The organism is Desulfocurvus sp. (assembly GCF_023230885.1).
Lineage (GTDB): Bacteria > Desulfobacterota > Desulfovibrionia > Desulfovibrionales > Desulfovibrionaceae > Desulfocurvus.
The window spans coordinates 1-4,188 of record NZ_JALNWM010000249.1 but is presented as its reverse complement, the minus strand read 5'-3'; the positions used below and the strand labels follow the sequence as shown (position 1 = coordinate 4,188).

3 protein-coding genes are annotated in these 4,188 nt (G+C 72.8%); all 3 read right to left on the bottom strand.

Features of this window, described 5'->3' with window-relative positions:
- The coding region (locus tag M0P34_RS14085) for an efflux RND transporter permease subunit (RefSeq protein WP_291500238.1) at nucleotides 1-2,233 on the bottom strand (2,233 nt) is incomplete at its 3' end.
- Nucleotides 2,230-3,372 carry an efflux RND transporter periplasmic adaptor subunit gene (locus M0P34_RS14080; protein WP_291500236.1) on the bottom strand — a complete coding sequence of 381 codons (1,143 nt, stop codon included), beginning with the start codon at nucleotides 3,370-3,372 and terminating at the stop codon, nucleotides 2,230-2,232. The genes M0P34_RS14085 and M0P34_RS14080, both read right to left, overlap by 4 nt.
- Nucleotides 3,369-4,109 carry a TetR/AcrR family transcriptional regulator gene (locus M0P34_RS14075; protein WP_291500234.1) on the bottom strand — a complete coding sequence of 247 codons (741 nt, stop codon included), beginning with the start codon at nucleotides 4,107-4,109 and terminating at the stop codon, nucleotides 3,369-3,371. Before M0P34_RS14075 ends, M0P34_RS14080 begins: the two co-directional genes overlap by 4 nt.
- Between the last annotated feature and the right edge of the window lie 79 nt (nucleotides 4,110-4,188).

The following is a 4,188-nucleotide window of genomic DNA, read 5'->3' as shown; positions in this document are numbered from 1 at the left end:
CGTCGCCCTCGCGGTACACGCCCACGGTCTGGCCGCTGAAGTTCCATTGCAGGGCCTGGGCCAGCTCCTCGCGCGTCACCCCGGCGCGCCGGGCCGGGGCCTCGGCGTAGCCGGGGCGCAGCACGGGCACCTGCTGGCGCCAGTCGGTGCGCAGGTCGCGCACGTTGGGCGAGGCGGCCATGACGGCCCCGGCCTTGGCGGCCAGTTCGCGCAGCACGGCGAGATCCGGCCCCCGGAAGCGGGCCTCGACCTTCATGTCCACCGCCGGGCCGGTGGTGACCTTCAGGCAATAGGGCTCGGCGTCGGGATGGCGGGCGGCGATGTGGGCCTCGATGCGCGGGATGAGCGCGTCGATGCGACGGTAGTCGTCCACGCGCACCAGGAGCTGGCCGAAGCTGGTGTTGGGCTTGGTCACGTCGTAGACGAGCATGAAGCGCAGGGCGCTCTGGCCCGCCAGGGCGGTCACGCCCGTGACCCCCTCCATGCCGCGCACGGCCTGTTCGATCTCGCGCAGGTCGGCCAGGGTGCTGTCGATGTGCGTGCCTTCGGGCTTCCAGTAGTTGACCATGAACAGGCGCTGGGTGGAGTCGGGGAAGAACGACTGCGGCACCAGGCCCGTCCCGGCGACGGCCGCGCCCAGCAGCAGCACGACGAGCCCCACCGTGGCCGCGCGGCGGCGCAGGGTCCCGGCCAGGAAGGCGCGGTAGGCCCGGAAGAAGGGCCTGGCGTAGGGGTCGGCCCCGGCGCCGGGCGCGGGCACCTTGAGGAAGCGCACGCACAGCAGCGGGGTGGCCGTCACGGCCAGCACCCAGCTCAGGCCCAGGGACAGGGCCATGACCTGGAACAGGCTGCGGCAGAACTCGCCCACGTTGCCCGGCGAGAAGCCGATGGCCGTGAAGGCCAGCACGGCCACCGCCGTGGCGCCCAGCAGGGGCAGCTGCGTGGCGGCCACCACCTCGCGGGCGGCCTGTTCGCGGTCCATGCCGCGCTGCACGCGCACCAGGATGCCGTCGGCCACGACGATGGCGTTGTCCACAAGCATGCCCAGGGCCAGGATCAGCGCGCCCAGGGAGACCTTGTGCAGGTCGATGTCCCACAGGGCCATGCCCGCCAGGGTGCCCAGGATGTTCAGCCCCAGCACGGCGCCGATGAGCAGGCCGCTTTGCCAGCCCATGAAGAGCATGAGCAGGACCACGACAATGGCCACGGCCTCGGCGAGGTTGACCAGGAACATGTCCACGGCCTCGGTGACCACCTCGCTCTGGTAGAAGATGGGGTGCAGCTCCATGCCCGCCGGGCGCTGGGAGTCCAGCTCGTCCAGGCGCTGGCGGATGGCCTCGCCCATGGCCACCACGTTGCCCCCCTCGCGGGTGGCGATGCCGATGCCGATGGCGGGCTGGCCGTCGTGGAGCATGGCGTTGGCGGGGGGCTCCCGGTAGCCCCGGCGGATGTCGGCCACGTCGCGCAGGCGGACCATGCCCGAGGCGCCGCCGATGAGCAGGTCGCCGATGTCCTGCTCGGAGGCGAAGGCCCCGGCGGGGGCGATGCGCAGGTAGCGGCCGTCCACCTCCACGCGCCCGCCCGGGGCCACGGCGTCGCGCCCCTGCAGGGCGGCGTGGAGCTGCGCGGGGCTGACGCCCAGCTTGGCCATGCGCGCGCGGCGCATCTCCAGGTACACGACCTCCTGGCGCAGGCCCCAGAACTCGATGCGCGCCACGTCGCGGCACAGCAGCAGCTCCTTCTTGAGGCTCTGGGCGTAGGCCTTGAGCCGGGCCGGGCTGTAGCCCGGGCCCGTGAGGGCGAAGAAGACCCCGTACACGTCGCCGAAATCGTCGTTGACCATCGAGGGCCCGGCGCCGGGGGGCAGCTCCGCCTGGGCGTCGGCCACCTTGCGGCGCAGTTCGTCCCATATCTGGGGCAGCGCGTCCGAGGGGATGTCGTCCAGGATGTCGACGTAGACGTAGGACACCCCGGCCTCGGAGGTGGAGCGGATGTTCTTGACCTGCCCCATGGCCTGGATGGCTTCCTCGATGGCGTCGGTGACCTGGCGCTCCACCTCGGGCGGCCCGGCCCCGGGGTAGGGGGTGGTGACCAGGGCCGTCTTGATGGTGAAGGACGGGTATTCGAGCTTGCCGAGGCTGTCGTAGGCCAGCAGCCCGGCCACGGCCAGCACCGCGAGCAGCAGGGTGGTGGTCACCCGGTTGCGCAGGGCGAAGTCGGCGGGATTGATCACGGCTGCGCTCCGGCGTCGGCGTCGTCCAGGGGCCGCAGGGCCATGCCCTCGGCGATGAAGTCGTGCCCGGCGGCCACCACCAGTTCACCGTGCTCCAGGCCGTCCAGAATCTCCACCAGCGAGCCTTCGACCAGTCGCCCGGTGCGTACCGCGCGGCGCGCGGCGGTGCCGGAGGCGGGGTCGAAGACCCAGACGCCAGCCTCGCCCGGCGCCGCCCCGGGGCGCGCCGTGGCCAGGGCCGAGGCCGGAACGGCCAGGGCCCCCCGGGGCGGCTGCCCGGCGAGCAGCACCTGGCAGGTCATGCCCGGCAGGATGTGCAGCTCCCGGGGGGCGGGCAGGGCGAAGGTCAGGCGATAGGCCCGCGTGGCCGGGTCGGGCTCGGCGCTCCATTCCTTGAGTCGCGCCGGGTGGCGCCGCCCGGGCTGGGCCAGGAATTCCACCTCGGCCTGCGGGGTCCGCCCCGGGGGCATGAGGGCCATTTCCGTCTCGGGCACGTCGGTGTCGATTTCGAGCTCGGTGATGTCGCGCAGGGCCAGGGCCCGCTGTCCGGGCGCCACCAGTTCGTGGTTCTCCACATGGCGCGCGGTGACCAGCCCGTCGAAGGGCGCGGCAAGGACCGTGTCGTCCAGGGCGTGGCGCGCGGCCACGAGCTGGGCCTCCAGGGCCCGGACCCTGGCCCGGGCCGTGTCGCGGGCGCTCTGGGCGTTGTCGTAGTCGGCCTGGGCCACGGCGCCGCGCTCCAGCAGCGGGGCGGCCCGCCCCAGGTCCAGTTCGGCGTTGCGCAGGGCCGCTTCGGCCCCGGCCAGCTGGGCTTCGAGGGTGCGGATGGCGTCCTGGAAATCGCGCGGGTCGATACGCAAAAGGGGCTGGCCCCTGCGCACCACGTCGCCTGGCGCGGCCAGCACGGCCACCAGCGGCCCGCCCACGCGCAGGGACAGCTCGGCCTGGCGCGCGGCGCGCACGGCGCCGGGGTAGCCGCGCCCGGGGCCGTCGCCCAGGGGCTCGACCCGGGCCAGGGCCACGGCCCGGGGCTGGGCCGCGGGCTGCTCCCCGGGTTGCCCGGAGCAGCCGGCAAGGGACGCGGCCGCCAGGGCCAGGGCCAGAATCCAGGTCGTCAGTGCGGGGTGCAGGGGTTTCATGCCGGGGCGTCTCCCGCGTTGGGGGCGCCCAGGGCGCGCAGGGTCTGGTCCACGATCATGTCCTCCAGTTCGTGCAGGTAGTCCTGGTCGTAGCCGTCGCCTCCGATGACCTGGTGGATGGGCATGGCGTAGTCCAGGTGAAAGATGATTGGCCCGATCATGGCCGTGTAGGTCATGACCTTGCGCCGCAGGGGCGTGCCGGGCCGGGCGTGGTCCAGCAGGCGGAAGAACAGGCTGGTCTCCTGGTGGGCGAACTCTTCCCAGGCCACGTCGAACAGCGCGGAGTCGTGCTGCATGGCCTGGTAGAGGATGCGCTTGTGCCAGGAGGGGCGCTTGGGGTCGAACAGGGCCTGGATGTGTCCGCGGACCATGGTCCGCACCAGCCGGGCCTGCACCGGCGGCGCGCCCAGGTCGGCGTCGTGGAATCCGGCCAGGGTGTCCAGGTATTCCTCCTGGGCCCAGGCCAGCACATGGCGCAACACGGCCTCCATGAGCTTGGCCTTGCTGCGGAAATGGTAGTGGATGCTGCCGATGGTCTCTCCGGCGCGTTTGGCCACGGCGCGGGTGGTCAGGTTGGCGAAGCCGATCTCGGCGGCCAGCTGTCCGGCGGCCTGGACCAGCCGCGCACAGGTCTTGCGGCCGCTGGCGTAGGACGTGGCGGCCCCGGCCTGGGGGGCCGGGCGGGCGGCCTGGGCGCTGGGGCCGGGGGCCTTGGTGGTGCGGCGCTGGATGGGCATGGCGAAGTCATATCAATCGACCAAATTTTTTCAAGTGAATTAATTTGGCCCGCCGCGCGGGGCGCGCAAGGGCGTAGCG

What these genes read in the sequence shown, in the direction of transcription:
- M0P34_RS14075 (WP_291500234.1), bottom strand. Translation starts at nt 4,109, where the DNA reads ATGCCCATCCAGCGCCGCACCACCAAGGCCCCCGGCCCCAGCGCCCAG.
- M0P34_RS14080 (WP_291500236.1), bottom strand. Translation starts at nt 3,372, where the DNA reads ATGAAACCCCTGCACCCCGCACTGACGACCTGGATTCTGGCCCTGGCC.